Annotated in this window: 20 protein-coding genes; 11 read left to right on the forward strand and 9 right to left on the reverse strand. The window is 73.4% G+C overall.

The features are described 5' to 3' along the window. Positions 1–53 precede the first annotated feature (53 nt). The gene (locus NLU66_RS08515) at positions 54–1,019 is read right to left on the reverse strand and encodes a 1-phosphofructokinase family hexose kinase (protein WP_259362466.1); all 966 of its coding nucleotides are present in this window, start codon (positions 1,017–1,019) and stop codon (positions 54–56) included. After that, positions 1,016–1,777, reverse strand: a complete 762-nt coding sequence (locus NLU66_RS08520) for a DeoR/GlpR family DNA-binding transcription regulator (protein WP_259362467.1) — start codon at positions 1,775–1,777, stop codon at positions 1,016–1,018. The genes NLU66_RS08515 and NLU66_RS08520 overlap by 4 nt, the downstream gene beginning before the upstream one ends. 190 nt (positions 1,778–1,967) lie before the next feature. On the opposite strand from NLU66_RS08520, the gene NLU66_RS08525 reads away from it, so the two are divergent. After that, complete coding sequence (locus NLU66_RS08525) at positions 1,968–2,612, forward strand: SDR family oxidoreductase (RefSeq protein WP_259362468.1); 645 nt, start codon at positions 1,968–1,970, stop codon at positions 2,610–2,612. Positions 2,613–2,690: 78 nt separating this feature from the next. Here the strand turns inward: NLU66_RS08525 and NLU66_RS08530 are convergent, their stop codons facing one another. Next, on the reverse strand, positions 2,691–3,698 hold the full coding sequence (locus tag NLU66_RS08530; RefSeq protein WP_259362469.1) for a DUF808 domain-containing protein: 1,008 nt from the start codon (positions 3,696–3,698) through the stop codon (positions 2,691–2,693). Between the two features lie 155 nt (positions 3,699–3,853). Between NLU66_RS08530 and NLU66_RS08535 the strand changes: the two genes are divergently transcribed. Next, positions 3,854–5,008, forward strand: a complete 1,155-nt coding sequence (locus NLU66_RS08535) for an MFS transporter (protein WP_259362470.1) — start codon at positions 3,854–3,856, stop codon at positions 5,006–5,008. Here NLU66_RS08535 and NLU66_RS08540 read toward each other — a convergent pair. From NLU66_RS08540 to NLU66_RS08550, 3 genes are all read right to left on the reverse strand, one after another. Beyond that, positions 5,005–5,292, reverse strand: coding sequence for an acylphosphatase (locus NLU66_RS08540; protein ID WP_259362471.1), 288 nt, complete (start codon positions 5,290–5,292; stop codon positions 5,005–5,007). The two genes, NLU66_RS08535 and NLU66_RS08540, sit on opposite strands and share 4 nt — an antisense overlap. 10 nt (positions 5,293–5,302) lie before the next feature. Further along, positions 5,303–7,765 (reverse strand): phosphoketolase, encoded by a 2,463-nt coding sequence (locus NLU66_RS08545; RefSeq protein WP_259362472.1) that lies wholly within the window; start codon positions 7,763–7,765, stop codon positions 5,303–5,305. A gap of 132 nt (positions 7,766–7,897) precedes the next feature. Then, positions 7,898–9,070, reverse strand: coding sequence for an amidohydrolase (locus NLU66_RS08550; protein WP_259362473.1), 1,173 nt, complete (start codon positions 9,068–9,070; stop codon positions 7,898–7,900). Positions 9,071–9,137: 67 nt separating this feature from the next. On the opposite strand from NLU66_RS08550, the gene NLU66_RS08555 reads away from it, so the two are divergent. From NLU66_RS08555 to NLU66_RS08570, 4 genes are all read left to right on the forward strand, one after another. Further along, positions 9,138–10,010, forward strand: coding sequence for a PPK2 family polyphosphate kinase (locus NLU66_RS08555; protein ID WP_259362474.1), 873 nt, complete (start codon positions 9,138–9,140; stop codon positions 10,008–10,010). 66 nt (positions 10,011–10,076) lie between these two features. Next, complete coding sequence (tpx, locus tag NLU66_RS08560; RefSeq protein WP_259362475.1) at positions 10,077–10,574, forward strand: thiol peroxidase; 498 nt, start codon at positions 10,077–10,079, stop codon at positions 10,572–10,574. A gap of 1 nt (position 10,575) precedes the next feature. Then, entirely contained in the window at positions 10,576–10,959 is a 384-nt protein-coding gene (locus NLU66_RS08565) for a DUF488 domain-containing protein (RefSeq protein ID WP_259362476.1), read from the forward strand. Between the two features lie 36 nt (positions 10,960–10,995). Then, a complete protein-coding gene (locus tag NLU66_RS08570; RefSeq protein WP_259362477.1) occupies positions 10,996–11,811 on the forward strand; it encodes a sulfite exporter TauE/SafE family protein in 816 nt (271 codons plus the stop codon). 24 nt (positions 11,812–11,835) lie between these two features. Here NLU66_RS08570 and NLU66_RS08575 read toward each other — a convergent pair whose 3' ends face one another. Continuing rightward, complete coding sequence (locus tag NLU66_RS08575) at positions 11,836–12,624, reverse strand: alpha/beta fold hydrolase (protein WP_259362478.1); 789 nt, start codon at positions 12,622–12,624, stop codon at positions 11,836–11,838. Positions 12,625–12,698: 74 nt separating this feature from the next. Further along, the gene (locus NLU66_RS08580) at positions 12,699–14,927 is read right to left on the reverse strand and encodes an NADP-dependent isocitrate dehydrogenase (RefSeq protein ID WP_259362479.1); all 2,229 of its coding nucleotides are present in this window, start codon (positions 14,925–14,927) and stop codon (positions 12,699–12,701) included. Between the two features lie 202 nt (positions 14,928–15,129). Here NLU66_RS08580 and hisD point away from each other — a divergent pair, with 202 nt between their 5' ends. From hisD to NLU66_RS08605, 5 genes are all read left to right on the forward strand, one after another. Next, complete coding sequence (gene hisD, locus NLU66_RS08585; RefSeq protein ID WP_259362480.1) at positions 15,130–16,467, forward strand: histidinol dehydrogenase; 1,338 nt, start codon at positions 15,130–15,132, stop codon at positions 16,465–16,467. A gap of 189 nt (positions 16,468–16,656) precedes the next feature. Next, the gene (locus NLU66_RS08590; protein WP_259362481.1) at positions 16,657–17,943 is read left to right on the forward strand and encodes a sugar ABC transporter substrate-binding protein; all 1,287 of its coding nucleotides are present in this window, start codon (positions 16,657–16,659) and stop codon (positions 17,941–17,943) included. Position 17,944: 1 nt separating this feature from the next. Continuing rightward, positions 17,945–18,886, forward strand: a complete 942-nt coding sequence (locus tag NLU66_RS08595) for a carbohydrate ABC transporter permease (protein ID WP_259362482.1) — start codon at positions 17,945–17,947, stop codon at positions 18,884–18,886. Next, positions 18,886–19,704, forward strand: a complete 819-nt coding sequence (locus NLU66_RS08600; RefSeq protein ID WP_259362483.1) for a carbohydrate ABC transporter permease — start codon at positions 18,886–18,888, stop codon at positions 19,702–19,704. Before NLU66_RS08595 ends, NLU66_RS08600 begins: the two co-directional genes overlap by 1 nt. Before the next feature lie 284 nt (positions 19,705–19,988). Next, positions 19,989–21,518, forward strand: coding sequence for a glucoamylase family protein (locus tag NLU66_RS08605; RefSeq protein ID WP_259362566.1), 1,530 nt, complete (start codon positions 19,989–19,991; stop codon positions 21,516–21,518). Between the two features lie 34 nt (positions 21,519–21,552). Here the strand turns inward: NLU66_RS08605 and NLU66_RS08610 are convergent, their stop codons facing one another. After that, on the reverse strand, positions 21,553–22,056 hold the full coding sequence (locus NLU66_RS08610) for a hypothetical protein (protein ID WP_259362484.1): 504 nt from the start codon (positions 22,054–22,056) through the stop codon (positions 21,553–21,555). Position 22,057: the final 1 nt, after the last annotated feature.

Genomic DNA, 22,057 nt, shown 5'->3' on the forward strand with positions numbered 1-22,057 from the left:
CCGGGGGATTCCCGGGGAGGGGCCGACGGCCGGGAGGCCGACGGCGGGGATGCTCAGAGGGCGCGGACGAGGTCCTCGCGGACGGCGACCTGGTCGGGGCGGGGGATCGTGGTGCCGGGCAGCGCCACCGCGGCGGTGCCGTAGGCGACGGCGCATGCGAGCCGCTGGGGCTCCTCGCGGCCGCGGACCCTCGCCAGGAGGTAGCCGGCGGCCGCGGAGTCCCCGGCGCCGACGGTCGAGAGGACCTCCCCGGCGACGGCCGCGCAGTGCCAGGTCCCCTCCGCGGAGGCGAGCACGGCGCCCGCGGCGCCGAGGGTCACGAGCACCGCGCCGACGCCCTGGTCGTGCAGGGCGCGGGCGGCCTCCGCGACCGGGGCGAGCTCGCCCTGCTCCGCGGCGGCCTCGATCGCGGCGCCGTCGGCCCCGGTGAGCTGGCCGAGCTCCTCGGCGTTCGGGGTCAGCAGGTCCGGGGCGGCGCAGCGGTCCTCCCGCCAGGCGGCGGCGAGGGCGGCGAGCGGGGCGTCGGAGGTGTCCACGCCCACGGGAATCGCATCGGCGTGCAGCTCCTGGATGCGGCGCGCGTACCAGTCCGCCGGCAGGCCCGGGGCGAGGGAGCCGGAGAGCATGACGAGGTCGCCGGGGCGGGCGGCGCCGTGGAGCGCGGCGGCGAGCATCTCCGCCTCCGCCCCGGTGAGGGGGTGGCCGGGCTCGTTGATCTTCGTGGTCACCCCGGGCGGGGAGACGACGGTGAGGTTCGTGCGGACGGGGCCCGCGACGGGGACCGTGCGGTGGGGGAGGCCGCTTCCCTCGAGCAGGCCCACGAGCGGGTCCTCGGCGCGCGCGGGGAGCAGGGCGAGGGTGTCCTCGCCCGCCTCGTGCAGGGCGCGCGAGACGTTCACGCCCTTGCCGCCCGCCTGGGTGGCGTCCTCGGCGATGCGGTGCACGCCGCCGGGGACGAGCGGGGCGGTGAGGGTGACGGTGCGGTCCAGGGAGGGGTTCGCGGTGAGGGTGATGATCATGCGATCACGACCTCCACCCCGGTCGCCTCGAGCTCCCCGCGCAGGGCGGGGGCGAGGCCGTCGTCGGTGACGATCACGTCGATCTCCTCGAGGTCGGCGATGCGGACGAGCCGGCGGGCGCCGGCCTTCGAGGAGTCCGCGAGGACCACGCGCCGCCCGGCCTGCTGCAGGAGCGCGGTCTTCACGGCGCCCTCGGAGGGGTCCGGAGTGTAGAGGCCCTCGGCGTCGAAGCCGTTGCAGCCGAGGAAGGCGACCTCGGGGCGCAGGGCGCGGATCGCGTCGACGGTCGCGGCGCCGACGGCGGCCCCAGTGCCCGGCCGCAGGCGCCCCGGCAGCAGGTGCACGGGCGGGCCGTCGAGGGCGAGCAGCGCCTGGGCGACGTCGAGCGCATGGGTGACGACGGCGCCGGTGCGCTCGGAGAGATGGGGGACGAGAGCGAGGGTGCTCGTGCCCGCGTCGAGCTGCACGGCGGCCTCGGGGTCCAGCGGCAGGAGCGTCGCGGCGGCCGCGGCGATGCGCTCCTTGAGGTCGGTGCGGGTGCCGCGGCGAGAGGCGAGGTCCGGCTCGAGCACGGCGGCGGCGCGGGGGATGGCGCCGCCGTGGACGCGGGCGAGGACGCCGCGGCGGTCCAGCTGGTCGAGGTCGCGGCGCACGGTCTCGGTCGTGACCTCGAACCGCTCGGCGAGATCGGAGACGGCGACCCGGCCCTCGGCCGCGAGGGCATCGAGGATCGCGCGGTGGCGCTGGGGGGCGTACATGGGGATCGATCACCTGCGTCATCGGAGGAGGTGCTGCGGCGTGTGCCCACCGTAGACCCGAAGTCCACACAAAGCAACATGTGGATCTGTTGTTTTTGTGGGGGAGTGCGCGGAGGGACGGGGCGAGGGCGTCGTTCGCCGACCGCCGAACCCCTGCCGCTCGGCGCCGCGCGGTGGCAGGGTGGGGCCCATGAAGATCACGATCGTCGGAGGACATGGCAAGGTCGCGCTGCTCGCGGAGCCGCTGCTCGCGAAGGCCGGCCACGAGGTGAGCGCGGTGATCCGCAACCCGGAGCACCGCGCCGAGATCGAGGAGGCGGGCGCGACGCCCGTCGTCACGGACATCGAGACGCTCGACGACGCCGGCTGGGACGCGCTGCTCGCGGGCAGCGACGCCGTCGTGTGGTCCGCGGGCGCCGGCGGCGGCGACCCGGAGCGCACGTACCGCGTGGACCGCGACGCGGCGATCGCCTCCATGGAGGCCGCGAAGCGCCAGGGCGCCCGCCGTTACGTCATGGTCAGCTACTTCGGGGCAGGCCCCGACCACGGCGTGGACCCCGAGAACGGCTTCTTCGCCTACGCCGAGTCCAAGGCCGCGGCGGACCAGCACCTCCAGGGCACCGACCTCGACTGGACGATCCTCGGCCCGAGCGGCCTCACCCTCGAGGAGCCGACCGGTCGCATCGACACGCAGGCCGCCGAGAGCGGCACCGTGAGCCGTGCCGACGTCGCCGCCGTCATCGCCGAGGTCGTGGACCGCGAGGACACCCACGGCCGCTTCCTCGCCTTCAACTCCGGTCAGACCCCGATCGCGGAGGCCGTCGGCCGCGGCTGAGCCGCCCGCGCAGGGAGAGGGCCCCGCACCGGATGGTGCGGGGCCCTCTCGCTGTGCCCGGCGCTCGGTGCTCGGCGGTCAGTGCTCGGTGCGTGGGGCGGACACCGCCGCCGCGTCCGCATCCGTCTCCGCCGTGCCGTGCTCACCCGAGCCGCCGTGCTCCTTCTTCCCGAAGGGCAGCACGTGCAGGACCGCGACGATGATCGCACCCCACACGAGCCCCAGCACGAAGCTGAAGAACGTGTTGACCAGCCAGGCGAGCGCCGCGCCCACGGCCGGGACGCGCGCGACGGCCTCCTCGAGGTGGTGGACCAGGCCGTAGGGCTGGGCGAGGCTGAAGGTGTGCAGGCCCTCGAGGATGATGTGGCCGCCCACCCACAGCATCGCGACCATGCCGACGTAGCTGATGACGGTCATGACCACCGGCATCGCCCGCACCAGCGCCTCGCCGAGCTTCTGGCTGCCCTTCCGCTCGCGGCGGGACAGGGCCAAGCCCACGTCGTCCATCTTCACGAGCAGGCCGACGGCGCCGTAGACGGCGACCGTCATGAGGATGCCGACGGTCGCGAGGATGATCGCGCGCATCCAGATCGAGTCCGCGTCGATCGAGTTCATGGAGATCACCATGATCTCCGCGGAGAGGATGAGGTCCGTGCGCACGGCGCCCGAGACGATCCCCTTCTCCGAGTCCGCCCCCTTCGCCGCGGCGGGCTGCTCCTCGTGCTCGGCCCCGGAGACGAGCTCCCAGACCTTCTCCGCGCCCTCGAAGCACAGATAGGTGCCGCCGATCATGAGGATCGGCGTGAGCGCCCACGGCGCGAGCCACGAGAGCAGCAGCGCGATCGGCAGGATGATCACGAGCTTGTTGATGAACGAGCCCCGGGCGATCCGCCAGATGATCGGCAGCTCGCGGGAGGGGTTCAGCCCCTTCACGTACTGCGGGGTGACGGCGGCGTCGTCGATCACCACGCCGGCCGCCTTCGCGGACGCCTTCGCGCTCGCGGCGGCGACGTCGTCCGTGCTCGCGGCCGCCATCTTCGCGATCGCGGCCACGTCGTCGAGCAGTGCAGCCAGGCCTCCGGCCATGCGGGTCCCCCTCGGGAGTCGTCGTGCGCCGGCCCAGCTGGTCGCGGCGGCGGCTCAGGGCCACAGAGTAGTCGGTCGCCCGGCCGTAGGCTGGTCCGCGCTGCGCGCCGCCGGGGACGCAGCGCGGTGACGAGGAGCAGGAGGAGCGGGAGCCGATGCGGAGCTGGTCCGGGGTCATGTCCCTCGCGGTGGGGATCTTCGTGCTCATCACGATCGAGGAGCTGCCGATCGGCGTGCTTTCGGTGATGTCCGCGGAGCTCGGCATCCCCGAGGGGGTCGCCGGCCTCGCGGTCACCGTGCCCGGTCTCGTCGCGGCCGCGACCTCCGTGACGACCCCCGTCCTCGTGCGGGGTCTGGACCGCCGGCTCGTGCTGGTCCTCGCGCTGCTCTGCGTCGCGGCCTCCTCGCTGCTGACCGTCCTCGCCCCGGGCTTCGGCGTGGTCCTCGCGGCGCGGGTCCTCGCCGGGGTGTCGATCGGTCTGTACTGGGCGGTGCTGCCGATCGTCGCCGTGGGTCAGGTGGACCCCTCCCGGCACGCGACCGCCCTCACCCTCGCCTTCAGCGGCACCGGTGGCGCCCTCGTGCTCGGGGTCCCGCTCGCCACCTGGATCGGCACCCACCTGGGCTGGCGGGAGGCCTTCGCGGTGGTCGGCGGCGCCGCTCTCGTCATGGCGCTGCTCGTCGCGGTGCTCGTGCGGCCCGTGCGGGCGGCCGTCCCCGTGACCCCGGCGATGATGCGGGAGGCGGCGCGCGGTCGCGGGGTGCGCCACGCCGTCGGCCTCACGCTCCTGCTGATCGTCGCCCAGTTCGTCACCTACAGCTATGTGAGCCCGCTGCTGCAGGAGGCCGGGGTGCCGCTCGGGCGCACGGGCCTGCTCCTGCTGCTCTTCGGGATCGCGGGGATGGTCGGGAACTTCGCGATCGCCCCGGTGATCCGTCGCCGCGGCGCCCCGACCGCCGTGCTCGTCATCGCCGCGGGGCTCACGCTCTCCCTGCTCGCGGTCGCGCTGCTGCTGCGCAGCCCCCTCGCGGCCATGCTCCTGCTGCCCGCCTGGGGACTCTTCGCCGGGGCCGCCTCCGTCACCATCCAGTCCTTCGTGGACTCCGAGGCCGGGGCGCGCGTCGAGGAGGGGACGGCGCTGAACAGCGCGGCCTTCAACGTCTCGATCGCGCTCGGCGCGGCCCTCGGCGGGATCCTCCTGGAGATCGCGGGGCGTACCGGCATGCTCGCCCTCTCGGTGCTCCTCGCCGCCGCGGGCACCGCGCTCGTCGCCCGCTACCGGGCCCGGCCCGGGCACCGCACGGTCTAGAGCACCCGGAAGCCCGACGGCGGAGCGGGGCGCGGTGCCCGCTCCGTCACCTCGGTGCGCTCGACCCGCGCCGACGGCGGCCCGTGGCCGAGCCAGTCCACGAGCGCGCCCACCGCCGCGGCCGGCCCCTCGACATCGGCCTCGACGGTGCCGTCGAGCAGGTTCCGCACCGTCCCCGCGACACCGAGGCGCTCCGCCTCCTGCGCGGTCGCCCAGCGGAAGCCGACGCCCTGCACCCGGCCGTGCACCCGCACGACCCGGCGCAGGGCGTCCTGCCCGCTCACCGGAGCGACCTCACTGGTTGTCGCCGCCCGTGTCCTGGAGCGAGGTCGCGTCGCCGCCGTCGCCCCACTGCCAGGAGGCGACCTCGGGCAGGTCCTCGCCGTGCGTGTACGCGTGGGCCCGCGCCCGGTGCCGCTCGTCGACCATGCGCTGGCGCAGGGACGCGAAGCGCGTGCCGAGCCCCTCAACCCGGTCCAGCACGTCCATGACGAGGTGGTAACGGTCGGTGTCGTTGCGCATGAGCATGTCGAAGGGCGTGGTCGTCGTGCCCTCCTCCTTGTAGCCGCGCAAATGGATCCGGCCGTTCCGGTCGTGGCGGTACGCGAGGCGGTGGATGAGCCACGGGTAGCCGTGGTAGGCGAAGACCACCGGCACGTCCTCCCCGAAGATCCCGTCGAAGTCCTTCGCGGAGAGCCCGTGCGGGTGCTCGGAGTCGTCCTGCAGGCGCATGAGGTCCACGACGTTGACCACCCGGACCTTGAGCTCGGGGATCTCCTCGCGCAGGATCATCGCGGCCGCGAGCACCTCGATGGTCGGGATGTCCCCGGCGCAGGCGAGGACGACGTCCGGCTCCTCGCCCTCGACCTCCGTGCCGGCCCAGTCCCAGATGCCGACGCCGCGCGTGCAGTGCAGCACCGCCTCCTCCATCGTGAGCCAGCTGGGCCCCGGCTGCTTCCCGGCGACCACGACGTTGACGTACTGCCGCGAGCGCAGGCAGTGGTCCATCGTGGAGAGCAGCGTGTTGGTGTCCGGCGGCAGGTAGACCCGCACGATCTCCGCCTTCTTGTTGACCATGTGGTCGATGAAGCCGGGATCCTGATGGCTGAAGCCGTTGTGGTCCTGGCGCCACACGTGGGAGCTCAGCAGGTAGTTCAGCGAGGCGATCGGCCGGCGCCACTCGATCTCGTTGGTGACCTTCAGCCACTTCGCGTGCTGGTTCACCATCGAGTCGACGATGTGGATGAACGCCTCGTACGAGGAGAACAGGCCGTGGCGGCCCGTGAGCAGGTACCCCTCGAGCCAGCCCTGGCACTGGTGCTCGGAGAGCATCTCCATGACGCGGCCCGCGCGGGCGAGGTGCTCGTCGTGGTCCTCGGGCACGAAGTCCGCGTTCCACTGCTTGTCGGTGACCTCGTACACGGCCTGCAGCCGGTTCGAGGCGGTCTCGTCGGGCCCGAAGATCCGGAAGGTCTCCGGGTTCTGCGCGACGACGTCCCGCAGCCAGGTGCCGAGCACCTTCGTCGGCTCGGCGACGGTGTCTCCGGGCCCCGGGACGTCCACGCCGTAGTCGCGGAAGTCCGGCAGGCGCAGCGCCTTCAGCACGCTGCCGCCGTTCGTGATCGGGTTCGCGGACATCCGGCGCGTGCCCTCGGGCGAGGCGCCGAGGATCTCCGGGACCGGGGCGCCGCTCTCGTCGAAGAGCTCCTCCGGATGGTAGGAGCGCAGCCAGGCGTCGAGGTCCGCGAGGTGCTCCTCGGTGTCGCGTGCGCTCGCGAGCGGCACCTGGTGTGAGCGCCACGAACCCTCGGTGCGCTGCCCGTCGATCTCCTTCGGACCGGTCCAGCCCTTGGGGGTGCGCAGGACGATCATCGGCCACATCGGCCGCTCGAGCTCCTCGCCCGCCCCCGCCGCGGCGGCCGCCTGCGCCGTGATCTCCGCGATCCGGTCCAGGACCTCGTCGAGCAGCGCCGCGAAGCGGGCATGCGTCTCGAGCGGGTCCTCGTCGTCGAAGCCGCCGGTGAACACGAACGGCTCGTGGCCGTAGCCGCGCATGAGCGCGTCGAGCTCGTCCTCCCCGATCCGGGCGAGGACGGTCGGGTTCGCGATCTTGTAGCCGTTCAGGTGCAGGATCGGCAGGACCACGCCGTCGCGCTGGGGGTTGACGAACTTGTTCGAGTGCCACGAGGTCGCGAGCGGCCCGGTCTCCGCCTCGCCGTCGCCGACGACCGTGAACGCGATCCGGCCCGGGTTGTCGAACATCGCGCCGTAGGCGTGGGAGAGCGCGTAGCCGAGCTCGCCGCCCTCGTGGATCGAGCCGGGGGTCTCCGGCGCCACGTGGGAGGGGATGCCGCCGGGGAAGGAGAACTGCGTGAACAGCCGCTTCAGGCCGGCGTCGTCCTGCGAGACGGTCGGGTAGACCTCGCTGTAGGTGCCCTCGAGGTAGCTCGCCGCGACGAGCCCGGGCCCGCCGTGGCCGGGACCGGTCACGAAGATCGCGTCGAGGTCCCGCTGGGCGATCGCCCGGTTCGCGTGCGCGTACAGGAACGTGAGGCCCGGTGTGGTGCCCCAGTGGCCGAGCAGCCGCGGCTTCACGTGCTCGCGCTCGAGCGGCGTGCGCAGCAGCGGGTTGTCCATGAGGTAGATCTGGCCCACGGAGAGGTAGTTCGCGGCACGCCACCAGGCGTGGAGGGCGTGCAGCTCCTCCGGGGTGGGTGCGTGGGAGGGGGAGTTCGGCCGAGCGGGAACGGTGGTCATGGCGCCTTCCTGGAAAAGCGGGAACCTGGGGCGGCCGCGGTGCGACCGCATGACCACGCTACGGCGGGCCGGCCCGACCGGGAAGGGTCTTCGGTCCCGACGGACCGGTCGGTGCGAGCCGCCGCGGCCCGCTCAGCGCGGCGCGATGACCGCCTCGCCCGCGTCGTCCCGCCGCATGACCTCGCGGCCCGCCTGCCACACGCGCAGGGTCCGGTTCCTGACGTCGAGCGGATCGCCCTCCCACAGCACGAGATCCGCCTCCTTGCCCACCTCGAGGCTGCCCACGCGGTCGTCGATCCCGAGCACCCGCGCGGGGTGCAGGGTGATCGCGGCGAGGGCGTCGGCGGGGTCCATGCCGTGCTTGACCGCGAGCGCCGCCTGGTGCACGAGGAACTCGATCGGCACGACGGGATGGTCGGTGATGATCGAGACGGGGACCCCGGCGCGGGTGAGGATGCCGGGCGCCGCCGGGGTGCGGTGGCGCACCTCGACCTTCGACCGGGAGACGATCAGCGGGCCGTACAGGACGGGCACGCCCGCCGCCGCGACCCGGTCCGCGATGAGGTGCGCCTCGGTGCCGTGGTCGAGCACGAGGTCGTAGCCGAACTCCTCGGCCAGGCGCAGGGCGGTGGCGATGTCGTCGGCCCGGTGGGAGTGCTGGCGCCACGGGATCTCGCGGGCGAGCACCCGCGCGAGCGCCGCGGAGACGAGGTCCACGTCCCGCTCCTCGGGGTCCTCCGCCGCCCAGGCGCGCGCCTTCGCGAGCGCCGTGCGGATCGTCAGCGCGACCCCGAGCCGCGTCGACGGGGTCTGCTTCTTCTCCCCGTAGATCCGCTTGGGGTTCTCGCCGAGCGCCGCCTTCAGCCCCGAGGGCTCGCGCAGCACCATCTCGTCGACCACACGGCCGTGGGTGCGCAGGGCCACCGCGAGACCGCCGATCGGGTTCCCCGAGCCGGGGTTGACGTTCACCGCGGTGACGCCGCCCGTGATCGCGTCGTCGAAGCCGAGGTCCAGGGGGTTGATCGCGTCGATCGCGCGGGCCGCGGCCATCACCGGATCGGTCATCTCGTTGGTGTCGTCCCCGGCCCAGCCCTCGCCCTCCTCGTGCACGCCGAGGTGCACGTGCGCGTCGACGAGGCCCGGGGTGAGCCAGGCGCCCGCGGCGTCGATCACCTCCGCCCCGGGCGGCGGGGCCACGCCCGCGCCGAGCGCCGCGATCCGTCCGTCCTCGACGATCACGGTGCCGTCCACGGCGGGGGAGGAGATGGGCAGGAGGCGGGCGTTCGTGATCGCGAGGGTGCTCATCCCCGCACCCTTCCCCGGGGCGCGTCGCAGGTCAAGCGGGGTGAGCGCCCGTGACTAGAGTGTGCCCATGTCAGCGAAGAAGCAGAAGGACACGGGGGACGCTCCCCGCGGGGTGCTCATCGAGCCGGGCTGGAAGGGGACCGTGCGGGACATCGATCCGCGCTCCACCCCGGGCTTCGACGGGAAGAAGAAGGACGGCCAGCAGCGGCTCACGGAGCTCGACGCCCCGATCGACGAGCTGCAGGAGCGGCTGTACGCCCAGTCCCGGGCGACCGGCGAGGGCCCCTCGGTGCTGCTCGTCGTGCAGGGCATGGACACCTCCGGCAAGGGCGGCATCATGCGCCACGTCGTGGGCGGCGTGGACCCGCAGGGCGTCCACATCACCGGCTTCAAGGCCCCCACCCGGGCGGAGAAGCGCCACGACTTCCTCTGGCGGATCCGCAAGCAGGTCCCCGGCCCCGGCATCATCGGCGTCTTCGACCGCTCCCACTACGAGGACGTGCTCATCCACCGCGTGCACGGCTGGGCCGACGGCAACGAGATCCGCCACCGGTACGCCGCGATCAACGCCTTCGAGAAGGAGCTCGTCGAGGCCGGGACGACGGTCGTCAAGGTCATGCTCCACCTCTCCCACGCGGAGCAGGGCGAGCGGCTCATGGAGCGGCTCGAGCGCCCCGACAAGCACTGGAAGTACAACCCCGGCGACGTCGACGAGCGGCTGCGCTGGGAGGAGTACATGGACGCCTACGACAAGGCGCTCGCGGCGACCTCCACCGAGGCGGCCCCTTGGCACGTGGTCCCCGCGGACCGCAAGTGGTACGCCCGCATCGCCGTCCAGCAGCTGCTGCTCGACGCCCTGCAGGGGATCGACCCGCAGTGGCCCGCGGCGGACTTCGACATCCGCGGCGAGATCGAGCGTCTCACCGCGACCCTCGACTGACGGGTCCGGGCAGGGCGGGCGCGGAGCCGGCTTGAGGTTCCCCCGCACGGGGGCGAGGATGGGGCCATGGCTTCCATCACCTTCAAGAACGCCCCTGTGACCACCGCCGGCACGCTGCCGGCCGTCGGCTCCGCCCTGCCCGCCTTCGAGCTCGTGGGCCAGGATCTCGTCCCCGTCTCGAGCGCGGACCTCGCCGGCAAGCGCATCGTGCTGAACATCTTCCCCTCGCTCGACACCGGCACCTGCGCCCTGTCCGTGCGCGCCTTCAACGAGATCGCCGCCGGCCTCGAGGACACGGTCGTCGTCTGCGCCTCGAAGGACCTCCCCTTCGCGCAGGCCCGCTTCTGCGGCGCCGAGGGCATCGAGAACGTCGTCACCGGCTCCGCCTTCCGCTCCTCCTTCGGCGAGGACTACGGCGTCACCATGCAGGACGGCCCGCTCGCCGGCCTGCTCTCCCGCGCGGTCGTCATCGCCGACGCCGACGGCACCGTCGTCTACACCGAGCAGGTCGCCGAGGTCACCGAGGAGCCCGACTACGAGGCCGCGAAGGCCGCCCTCGCCTGACATGGAGATCGACCTCGAGCGTGTGCGGGACGTGCTGGACGACGGCGGCGCCGCGGCCGGCACGTCCCGCGTGCTCGTGGACCGGCTGTGGCCGCGCGGGGTTCGCAAGGACCGCCTCGTGCACGACCGCTGGGACAAGGACGTCGCCCCCAGCACGGAGCTGCGGAAGGCCTTCCACGGCGGGGACCTGGGCTTCGAGGCGTTCGCGGAGCGCTACCGCGCCGAGCTCGCGCAGAGCGGCGCCGCCGAGGCGCTGCTCGCGGCCGCCCGGGAGGCCGGGGCGGAGCGCCTGACCCTCCTCTACGCCGCGGCCGACGCCGAGCACAACCACGCGCTCGTGCTGCGCGAGGTGCTCGAGGAGACGCAGGGCTCCCGGGACGGCTGAGCGCCCCCGTCGTGACCGGCGGTAGGGTCAGCGGCCGTGGATCCCCTCTCCCTGCTCGTCCTGCTGATCATGGGCACCCTCGCGGGCGCCATCAACGCGGCCGTGGGCTCGGGGTCCCTGCTGACCCTCCCCGTGCTGCTGGCCCTCGGGATCCCGCCGGGCACGGCCGTGCGCACCAACACGATCGGCATCCTCTTCTCGACGATCGGCTCCGTCACCGGGTACCGCCGCGAGATCGCCGCCGAGGGCCGCGCCCTGGTCCCGCTGATCGTCACGACGGCCGTGCTCGCCGCGACCGGCTCCGTGCTGCTGCTGCTCTCGCCCTCGGACGCGCTCGACGTGGTGGTGCCCGTCCTCATCGTCGTGGCCCTGCTCATGGTGGTCTTCCAGAAGCGGGTCACGCGCGCGATCAGCGCCCGGCGTGAGCGGCGCGCGGCGGCCGACCCCGCCGTCGCCCGCGCTGCCACCGCCGCGGAGCAGAGCCCCTACCGCTCCCCGGCGCTGCTCGCCGCGATGGGCGGCGCCTCCGTCTACGGCGGGTACTTCACCGCCGCCCAGGGGATCCTCTACCTCGGCGTGCTCGGCGCCTTCACGGGCAAGCCGATGGGCAAGGTCAACCACGTGAAGAACCTCGCGAGCCTCGTCGTCAACGGCGCCGCCGCGGCCGTCTACCTCGTGGCGAATGTCGTGCTCGGCGTGGAGATCGTCTGGATCGCGACCGCCGCGATCGCCGTGGGCGCCCTGCTGGGCGGCTACTTCGGGGCGCACCTCGCGAAGAAGCTGCCCGAGGGCGTGCTGCGCGGGATCATCGTCGTCGTCGCGGTCGTGGCCCTCGTGCGGCAGGTGCTCTGAGCCCCGTGCCCGCTCCGGCGGCGCTCACCGCAGGAAGGGCAGGACCTCCGCCAGCACCGGCTCCGCGGGGCTGAGCGTGCCGCCGTGCGTGCGGCCGGGCAGCTCCACGAAGCGGGCACCGGGGATCACCGCGGCGGCCTCCCGGGACTCCTCGCAGCGCGGGTGGTCGTCGCCGCCCGCCATCCACAGCGAGGGCATCGCGAGCGCGCGCAGGTCCTCCTCGCGGATCGCCGGGGTGGTATCCGTCGCCGTGAAGAGGGCGGCCATCGCGGAGGGGTCCGCGGCGAGGAAGGCCGCCCGGGTCGCCGCCTCCCGGCGCGAGGTGACCTCGGGGCCCAGGCCCTGCGCGGCGCAGAACCCCTCCATGCCGTGCTCGCGCACCGAGTCGATCACACCCGGGTAGAACACCTGGTCCACGGCGCCGTGCTGGGCGGCGGCGCTCCCGCCGAGGCTCACCAGGCGGGTCACCCGGTCCGGGTGGCGCAGTGCTGCGGTGAGCGCGACCCGCGCGCCGAGCGAGTAGCCCACGAGCGCGGCCCGGTCGATCCCCTCGGCGTCGAGCACGGCGAGGAGGTCGGCGACGAAGGCGTCCTGGGTGTACGCGGCGGGATCGTCGGGCTTCCCGGAGCGGCCGTGGCCGCGCAGGTCCACCCGGATCACCCGGTGCTCCGCGGCGAGCGGGGCGAGGTAGCCGAGGCCCCGCCAGATCGCGCGGGAGAGCACCGAGCCGTGTAGCAGCACCACCGGCGATCCCTCGCCGGTCACGTCGAAGCGCAGGTCGATGCCGTCGACGGGGGAGGGGATGACGGGCACGGGGATTCCTTCCGGGACGGACCTGCCGGCCGGCCCGAGGGGGCCGACCGGCAGGTGCTGAGGGGAGCGGGCGGTCAGAGGGCCGCGGCGATCTCCTCGAGGATGCGGTTGAAGGTCGCCGAGGGACGCATGACGGCCGCGGCCTTCTCCGGATCCGGGCGGTAGTAGCCGCCGATGTCCGCGGGGAAGCCCTGCACGGCGAGCAGCTCCGCGGCGATGGTCTCCTCGCCCTCGGTGAGCTCCTTCGCGATCGGCACGAAGGCCGCCTGCAGCTCCTCGTCCTCGCTCTGCTGCGCGAGCTCCTGCGCCCAGTGCAGGGCGAGGTAGAAGTGGCTGCCGCGGTTGTCGATCGTGCCGAGCTTGCGCTGCGGCGACTGGTCGGCGTTCAGCAGCGTCTCGGTCGCCCGGTCCAGGGCGTCCGCGAGCACCGCGGCGCGCGGGTTCTCCGCCGTGCGGGAGAGGTGGCGCAGGGACTCCGCGAGGGCGAGGAACTCGCCGAGGCTGTCCCAGCGCAGGTAGTTCTCCTCGACGAGCTGCTGCACGTGCTTGGGGGCGGAGCCGCCCGCACCGGTCTCGAAGAGGCCGCCGCCGGCCATGAGCGGCACCACGGAGAGCATCTTGGCGCTCGTGCCGAGCTCCATGATCGGGAAGAGGTCCGTGAGGTAGTCGCGCAGCACGTTGCCGGTCACGGAGATCGTGTCCTCGCCGCGGCGCACGCGCTCGAGGGTATGCCGGGTCGCCTCGACTGGGTTCAGGATCCGGATGTCGAGGCCCTCGGTGTCCTCCTCTGCGAGGTACGCCTCGACCTTCGCGATGAGGTTGCGGTCGTGGGCGCGGGACTCGTCGAGCCAGAACACGGCCGGCATGCCGGAGAGCCGCGAGCGGCGCACGGCGAGCTGGACCCAGTCGCGGATCGGGGCGTCCTTCGCCTGGCAGGCGCGGAAGATGTCCCCGGCCTCGACGTCGTGGCTCATGAGCACGGCGCCGGAGGCGTCGCGCACCTCGACCTTCCCGGCGGCGGCGAGCTCGAAGGTCTTGTCGTGGGAGCCGTACTCCTCGGCCTTCTGCGCCATGAGGCCCACGTTGGGGACGGTGCCCATGGTGGTCGGGTCGAAGGCGCCGTTGGCCTGGCAGTCCTCGATGGTCGCCTGGTAGACGCCCGCGTAGGAGGAGTCGGGGATGACGGCGAGGGTGTCCTGCTCGGCGTCGTCGGCGTTCCACATGTGGCCCGAGGTGCGGATCATCGCCGGCATGGAGGCGTCGACGATGACGTCGGAGGGGACGTGGAGGTTGGTGATGCCCTTGGCGGAGTTCACCATCGCGAGCGCGGGGCCGTCGGCGAGGTCCTGCGCGACGGCGGCCTTGACGCCCTCGCGGGTCGCCTCGTCGAGCGCCTCGACGCCGGAGAGGATGCCGGCGAGACCGTTGTTGGCGGAGAGCCCGGCCTCGGCGAGCACGTCGCCGTACTGCGTGAAGAGCGTCGGGAAGAAGGCGCGGACGACGTGGCCGAAGATGATCGGGTCGGAGACCTTCATCATCGTGGCCTTGAGGTGCACGGAGAACAGCACACCGTCCGCCTTCGCGGCGGCGATCTGGTCCTTCAGGAAGGCGTCGAGCGCGGCGACGTGCAGGACGGTGGAGTCGACGACCTCGCCGGCGAGCACGGGCAGCTCCGCCTTGAGGACGGTCTCGGCGCCGTCGGCGGCCACGTGGACGATCGAGAGGGTGTCCTCCTTCTCGAGGACCACGGACTGCTCGGAGTCGCGGAAGTCCTGGCCGTCCATCGTGGCGACGCGGGTGCGGGAGTCCGCGCTCCAGGCGCCCATGCGGTGGGGGTGGGTCTTCGCGAAGTTCTTCACGGCGAGCGGGGCGCGGCGGTCGGAGTTCCCCTCGCGCAGCACCGGGTTCACGGCGGAGCCCTTGACGGCGTCGTAGCGGGCGCGGGCGTCCTTCTCGGCGTCGGTCTCGGGGTTGTCCGGGTAGTCGGGGAGGTCGATCCCCTGGCCCTGCAGCTCGGCGATCGCGGCCTTGAGCTGCGGCACCGAGGCGGAGATGTTGGGCAGCTTGATGATGTTCGCCTCGGGGGACTTCGCGAGGTCGCCGAGCTCGGCGAGGGCGTCCGCCTCGCGCTGGTCCTCGGGCAGGAGGTCGCCGAAGGCCGCGACGATGCGGCCCGCGAGCGAGATGTCCCGGGTGGCGACGTCGATCCCGGCGGTGGTGGAGAACGCCTCGAGGATCGGCAGGAACGAGGCCGTCGCCAGCATCGGCGCCTCGTCGGTGTGGGTGTAGATGATGCGCGCCATGGTGTCGGGGGGCTCCCTCGGGTCGACGTGGCAGATGTCTTGACGTCAAGACTAATCGACAGCGCCTGGGCGGGGCCTCGGCGCCCGTCGGTCCGGACATGCCCACGGTACGGGAGCGCGGGAGCGGGCGGGAGTGCTCGGGTCGGGACCGAGGGCCGGGCTCCCCGGCCCGGTACGGGGCGCCGCTCCTAGACTGGCGCCCATGCCTGATCCCGCTCCCTTCCTCTCCGTCCTCGACCTGCGCGAGCGCAGCCTCAGCGCCGCGGAGCTCAGCGCCGCGCTGCCCCGCGCCGAGCTCGACGTCGAGGCCGCCGCCGCGGCCGTGCGCCCCGTCGTCGAGGACGTCGCCGCCCGCGGCGCCGCCGCGGTGCTCGACGCCTCCGAGCGCTTCGACGGGATCCGGCCGGAGCATCTGCGCGTGCCCGCCGCCGCGATCGAGCAGGCCCTCGCGGAGCTCGATCCTGCGATCCGCACCGCCCTCGAGGAGTCGATCGCGCGGGTGCGCGCCGTGGACTCCGCCCAGCGCCGGCCCGACGAGCGCGTCGAGGTGGTGCCCGGCGGCACCGTCACCCAGCGCTGGGTCCCCGTGCGCCGTGTGGGGCTCTACGTGCCGGGCGGCCGCGCCGTGCTGCCCAGCTCCGTGATCATGAACGTGGTCCCGGCGCAGGTGGCCGGGGTGCGGCAGGTCGTCCTCGCCTCCCCGCCGCAGAAGGAGCGCGGGGGCCTCCCGGACCCCACGATCCTCGCCGCATGCGCGCTGCTCGGCGTCACCGAGGTGATCGCCGCAGGCGGCGCGCAGGCGATCGCCCTGCTCGCCCACGGCGCGGAGGACCTCGGCGACGGCCGCGGCCTCGACGCGGTGGACATGATCACGGGTCCCGGCAACGTCTACGTCGCCGCCGCGAAGCGTCTCGTGCGCGGGCGCGTCGGGATCGACGCGGAGGCCGGCCCCACGGAGATCGCGATCCTCGCGGACGCCGAGGCGCACCCCGCCTACGTCGCCGCGGACCTCATCTCCCAGGCCGAGCACGACCCGATGGCCGCGAGCGTGCTCGTCACCGATGCGCCGGAGCTCGTCGACGCCGTCGAGGCGGAGCTCGCGGAGCAGGTCGCACAGGCTCCGCGCGCCGATCTGATCGCCGAGGCGCTGCGCGGCGAGCAGAGCGGCGTCGTGCTCGTGCGGGACGTGGAGCAGGGGCTCGAGGTCGTCGATTCCTACGGCGCCGAGCACCTCGAGATCCAGACCGCGGAGGCCGCCGAGGTGGCTGCCCGGGTCACGAACGCGGGTGCCGTGTTCGTGGGTCCGCACGCGCCGGTGAGCCTCGGCGACTACGCGGCCGGCTCCAACCACGTGCTGCCCACGGGCGGCAGCGCGCGGTTCGGCGGCGGGCTCGGCGTGCAGACCTTCCTGCGCGGGATCCACGTCGTCGACTACGACGAGGCCGCGCTGAAGAGCGCCCGGCAGGCCGCGACCACGCTCGCCGCCGCCGAGGGGCTGCCCGCGCACGGGCGCGCGATCGACATCCGCTTCGAGCGCTGAGCAGGGCGGGGGCCGGGGCGCCCTCGCCGCTCCAGAGCAGTCCGGAGAATCCGGACACCTGACACAGGGCCGGGGAGTTGTGGGCTCCCCGGCCCTGCGCTACCGTTGTCGCCTGATGTAAGCGCTTCCATACGTGAGGCGCCGGCGTCGCGGGTCCCTCCCGGCGGCGCCCCGGACGAAGGAGTCACCATGGATCGCCTCTCCCGCCGCGTGTTCACCGGCCTCGGCATCACGGCCACCGCCGCCCTCGCCGCCTCCTGCGGCCGGCCCGACGCCGGCACCTCCGGCGGCGCCTCCGCGAGTGCCGAGCCCCTAGCCGACGGTCCCGCGACCGGCAGCCTCACCGTCTGGGCCATGGGCGCCGAGGGCGAGAAGCTCCCCGAGCTGCTCAAGGGCTTCCAGGAGCAGAACCCCGACGTCACCGTCGAGGTCACCCCCGTCCCCTGGGACAGCGCGCACGACAAGTTCACCTCCGCGATCGCCGCCGGCACCGCGCCCGACGTCGCCCAGGTGGGCTCCACCTGGATGGCCGAGTTCGTGGGCCTGGACGCCCTCGAGCCCACCCCCTCCGAGATCGCGACCGACGACTACTTCGCCGGCGCGCTCGACTCCGTCACCGTCGACGGCACCGTCTACGGGGTGCCCTGGTACGTCGAGACCCGCGTCGTCTTCTACCGCAAGGACCTCGCCGAGAAGGCCGGGGTCACCGAGCCGCCCACCGACTGGGAGGGCCTGCTCGCCCTCGCCCAGGCCTTCCAGCAGAAGGCCGACGCCACCTGGGGCATCTCCCTCCAGCCCGGCGGCCAGGGCTCCTGGCAGACCCTCATGCCGCTCATCTGGTCGGGCGGCGGCGACGTCGTCGACGAGGCCGGCACCGCCTTCACCTTCGAGTCCGCCCCCAACGAGGAGGCGCTCGCCTACTACCAGTCCTACTTCACCGAGAAGGTCGCGAACCCCGCCCCGGCGGACGGCGTCACCGAGCAGGACTTCGTCTCCGGCAATGTCCCCATGTTCATCTCCGGCCCGTGGATGATGAGCGCCGTCGAGGCGCTCGGCGGGGACGGCTTCGCCGACAAGTACGGCGTCTTCGTCATGCCGCAGAAGGAGACCAGCGCGAGCTTCCTCGGCGGCGCGAACCTCGGTGTCTTCCAGGGCACGAAGAACCGCGACGCCGCCTGGAAGCTCGTCCAGCACCTCTCCACCCCCGAGGTGCAGGTCGAGTGGTTCGGCCTCTCCGCCGACCTCCCCTCCCTCCAGAAGGGCTGGGAGGACAAGGCCGTCGCCGCGAACGACAAGTTCGAGGTGTTCCGCACGCAGCTCGACACCGCCCTCGCCCCGCCCGTCATCGGCACCTGGGAGCAGGTCGCCGCGAAGTTCGACGCGCAGATCGAGGAGGTCTGCAAGAACGGCCTCGCCCCCGCGGAGGCCCTGGCGACCACCCAGTCCGAGGCCCAGGGCATCGGCACCGGGGCCTGAGATGACGAGCTCCACTGCGCCTGCGCCGGCCCCCGCCCCCGCCCCCGCACCCGCCGGCCGCCGCTCGCGCGGCGGCGGTGCGGAGGCCCGGGCCGGGCTCCTGCTGGCCCTGCCCTTCGTGGTCCTCTTCCTCGTGTTCACCGCCTGGCCGGTGCTGCAGTCGATGATCATGTCCTTCACGGACATGCGGATCTCCGACATCCGCAGCCCCTTCGCCGTGAACTTCGTGGGCCTGCAGAACTACCTCACCGCCTTCGAGGACCCGGTGTTCCGCCGGGCGGCCCTCAACACCGCCGTCTTCGTGCTGCTCGGCGTGCCGCTGACGATCATCGCCGGACTCGCCGCCGCGATCGCCCTGGACAAGGGCGTCGGGAAGCTCCGTGCCGTGTTCCGGGTCGGCTTCTACACCCCGGTCATCACCTCGATCGTCGCCGTCGCCGTGGTCTGGCGCTTCCTGCTGCAGCCCGAGAACGGCCTCGTCAACACGGTGCTCGGCTGGGTCGGCATCGACAGCCCGCACTGGCTCGGCGACCAGCGCACCGCGCTGCTCTCGCTCGTGATCATGGCGGTGTGGCGCAACTTCGGCACCTCGATGGTCATCTTCCTCGCAGGCCTGCAGGCGGTGGACCGCCAGCTCCACGAGGCCGCCGCGCTCGACGGCGCGAACGCCTGGCAGCGGTTCCGCAGCATCACGGTGCCCTCGATCCGGCCGACCCTGCTCTTCGTGCTCGTGACGACGTCGATCGGCTACCTGCAGTTCTTCGAGGAGCCCTTCGTCATGACGAACGGCGGGCCGCTGAACTCGACGATCTCCGCCTCGATGTACACCTACAGCCAGTTCGGCTTCGGCAACTACGGGGTCGCGGGCGCCATGGCCTACTTGACCTTCCTCGTCATCGCGATCGTCACCCTCGTCCAGTTCCGCCTCATGAGGGAGAAGTGATGATCGAACGTCGCCGCCCCGTCCTGACGTACATCGTCCTCACCGTCTTCCTGCTCCTGGTCATCACGCCCTTCGTGTGGATGATCCTCGGCAGCCTCAAGACCCAGGGGGAGCTGCTGCGCACCCCGCCCACCTGGTGGCCCGAGCAGCCCACGCCGGACAACTTCCGCCGCCTGTTCGAGCGGCCCTTCGGCCGCTACTTCACGAACTCCGCCGTCGTCGCCGTGGTCGTCACCGCCGGCAACCTCGTGCTCAGCTCGATGTTCGGCTACGCGCTCGCGCACCTGCGCTTCCCGGGCAAGAGGATCCTCTTCGGCATCGTGCTCGCGTGCCTCATGATCCCCGGGCTCGTCACCTTCATCCCGCAGTACGTGCTCGTGGTGAACATGGGGCTCGCCAACACGATCCCCGCGCTGATCCTGCCCTTCCTCGTGCAGCCCTTCAGCGTGTTCCTCATGCGGCAGTTCTTCCTCGGCATCCCGCGCGAGCTGCTCGAGGCGGGACGGATCGACGGCGTGGGGGAGATCGCGATCTTCTTCCGGATCTACCTCCCGCTCGCGGGCCCCGCCTTCGCGACCCTCGGGATCCTCACCTTCCTGGGCTCCTGGAACAACTTCCTGTGGCCCCTCGTGGTCTCCTCCTCGGAGAGCACCTACACCCTGCCCGTCGCCCTCGCCCTCATCTCGACCGGCCAGAACGAGACGGACTACGGACTGCTGCTCGCGGGCGCCACGCTCATCGTGCTGCCGATCCTCGTGGTCTTCCTCTTCTTCCAGCGCCACTTCATCCAGGGCATCGCCACCACCGGCATCAAGTGACCCTCCGGGGCCGACGGGGCACCACCCCGTCGGCCCCGGTCGTCGGCCTCCGGGCCGGCACCCGGTCGCCCGGCCCCGGGCGACCGTCCGCCCCCTCCGGCAGCTGGACCCGCCGGTGCACCATCCCCCAGACGACGACGTCGAAGGAGCACCCCGTGCACGCCGCATCCCCCCGCCCCGACCGCCGCCCCGCCTTCCCCTGGCAGGGCACCGACCGCGCCGCGCCCGGACCGGGCCGCTCCGAGCGCGCCCACGCCGCCCCCGGGCGCCTCACCCGCCGGGGCATGCTCGGCGCCGTCCCGCTGCTCGGCGCCGGGGGAGCCCTCGCCGCCGGTGCGCCCGCCTCCGCTGCCCCGGCTGCGCCCGTCGCCCCCACGGCGCCCGCCGCCCCCGGCGCGGAGGAGCGCGAGCGGACCCTGCGCCGCTGGGCCGCGGACACCTGGCGCTCCCTCGACGCCATGACCCACCCCGGCACGGGCCTCGCCGCGGACAACATCGGCGCGGACCTCGCCACCCGCTCCGGCTACACCTCGCCCACGAACATCGGCGGCCTGCTGTGGTCCACGCTCGTGGCCCGCGAGCTGGGCCTGATCACCCCCGGCGAGTCCCGCCGCCGCGTCGCCCGCACGCTGCGCACCCTCGCCGCGATGGAGCGCCACGAGCCGTCGGGCATGTACGTCAACTGGTACGACGAGGCCGACGGGTCGATCCTGCGCACCTGGCCCGGCTCGGGCGACGTGGTCGTCCCCTTCGTCTCGAGCGTCGACATGGGCTGGCTGGGCGCCGCCCTGCACGTCGTCGCCGAGGCGGACCCCTCGAACCGGCGCGCCGCCCGCGCGCTCACCGACGCCATGCGCTGGGACGTGTTCCTGGACCGCGAGGTCGATGCGCAGCCCGGGCAGGTCGTCGGCGGGTTCTGGCTCGAGGACCCGTCCCGGGACGGCGTCACCGCCTCCGCCCCCTGGAACGGCGTGGGCGGCGAGGACGTCTGGTACCACGCGACCCACCACTACGACACGGCCGTCTCCGAGGCCCGCATGGTCACCTACCTCGGGATCGCCGCGGGGCAGTTCGCCGCGGGCGTCTACTTCACGACCTTCCGCACCTTCCCGCCGGACTGGACCTGGCCCGAGACGGCGCCGGTCGGGGAGTGGGCCACGTACGAGGGCGTCGACGTCTTCGAGGGCGCGCACCCCTACCGCGGCATGCACGTCGTTCCCGGCTGGGGCGGCTCCATGTTCGAGGAGCTCATGCCGGACCTCTTCGTCCCCGAGGCGGAGTGGGCCCCGGACAGCTGGGGCCTGAACCACCCGCTCCACGTGCGCGCCCAGCGCGAGCACGGGCTCGACGAGGCCGGCTACGGCTACTGGGGCTTCTCCCCGAGCTCCGACCCGCACGCCGGGTACCGCGAGTACGGCGTCGACGCGCTCGGGCTGAACCCCACCGGCTACTTCTCCGACGCCGCCGGCACCGACTGGCACGCCGGCGAGGACTATCCCCGCGGCCTCGACGGGGTCGTCACGCCGCACGCCGCGGCGCTCGCCCTCCAGTACGAGCCGGAGGCCGCCTTCGCGAACCTCTCCCGGATCGAGACGGAGCTCGGCGCCTACGGGGAGGGCGGCTTCCACGACGCCGTCGCCGTGGGCACGGGCGTGCGCGCGGAGCGGCACCTCTCCCTGGACCAGTCGATGATCATGGGGGCGCTGGGCAACGTGCTGCTCGGCGGGATCCTCCACGACTGGTTCGGGACCCCCGCCGTCGAGGAGGCGCTGCGACCCGTCATCGCCCAGGAGCGCTTCGGCGCAGGGGCCTGACCGCGCCCCGCCGGGGGGGGGGGCGTGGCGCCTCTCAGCCGCCGAGGACCCGCAGGTCGATCGTGATCCGCCGCGCCGCGCCGTCCTCCCGGCGGTCGACGGTGAGCAGGACGCGGTCGCCCTGCGCGGGTCGGCTCGCCGCGACCTCCTCCGGCGGGAGGTGCAGCGGCGGTCCGGTGACGGAGGTCGGATCGACGTCCACGACCCAGCGGTGGCACCGCCACGGCGGGCCGGGGTTGCCGTGCGGGGCGGCCTCGTGCTCGCCCTCGTCGCGGAGCGTCGTGACGAGCGCTCCGCGGCCGAGGGTGAGGGACGGCGAGAGCAGCCACAGCCGGGCGAGCTCGTTCCGGCCCGTGACGTCGAGCTCGACCCCGGCGGGGTCGTCCTCGACGGTGACCGTCGTGGTCGCCTCGACCGCCGCGGCGGTGACGGCGGGGAAGGCGATGATCCCGTGACCGCCCTCGTCCACCTCCTCGGGGGACAGGGCGCGGTCGCGGCGCGCGTCGCCGGTGTCGACGCGGAACTCACCGTGCAGCACG

The organism is Brachybacterium sp. NBEC-018, assembly GCF_024860185.1.
Lineage (GTDB): Bacteria > Actinomycetota > Actinomycetes > Actinomycetales > Dermabacteraceae > Brachybacterium > Brachybacterium rhamnosum.